The following is a 735-nucleotide window of genomic DNA, read 5'->3' on the forward strand; positions in this document are numbered from 1 at the left end:
ACCGCGCCATGGCGTCCTCGGATGCGTGGATCGCGCTCAGGGCTGTGGAGGATGCCCAGATGGACGGCCCCGAACCTGCCGATGGCACAGCGATCACGCTCGGGTTCGACGGGTCGCTGAACTCCGACTCGACCATCCTCCGCGGCTGCCGGATGTCAGACGGCTACCGGTGGACGATCGGACTGTGGGAGAAACCCGAGGGTGTCGACGGCATCGGATGGCAGGTGCCGCGCACTGAGGTGCTGGAGCGTATCCGTGAGGCGCACAAGCGCTATCGCGTGATCCGAGGCCACTACGACCCACACGAGTGGCGCAGCGACATCTCAGACCTGGCGCACGAGTTCGGCGAGGATGTGGTGGTCGAGTTCCCCACGACCTCAGACACTCTGATGGGTCCGGCGCTGGACACGCTGCACACCGACATAGTGACCGGAGTCACGAAGCAGAGCGACGATCCGGACGCGCTGCGGCATTACGGCAACGCGTACGTGAAGCGGCGCGGACAGTATCGGCTGATCCGCAAGGAGTACCCGAACAGCCCCCGCAAGATTGACGTTGTCGTGGCGGACGCTCTCGCCTACGCGGCGAGGCGGGCGGTACTGGACACCGGCTGGGCCGATGACGAAGAGAGCAGCGCCGTGTGGTGCTTCGCCTAGACGATGATTGGAGGTGGCATGGGCGACATTGATGTCCTGAACCGCCTCCACCGCAAGACCTCGAAGATCAAGCGCGACT

1 pseudogene is annotated in these 735 nt (G+C 64.9%); it reads left to right on the forward strand.

Annotation, left to right across the window (positions count from 1 at the left end):
• Positions 1-656: pseudogene (locus tag RMT89_RS40520) on the forward strand (hypothetical protein); the annotation flags it as partial.
• Positions 657-735 lie beyond the last annotated feature (79 nt).

Origin of the sequence: Streptomyces sp. P17 (genome assembly GCF_032436805.1) — a bacterium.
GTDB lineage: Bacteria > Actinomycetota > Actinomycetes > Streptomycetales > Streptomycetaceae > Streptomyces.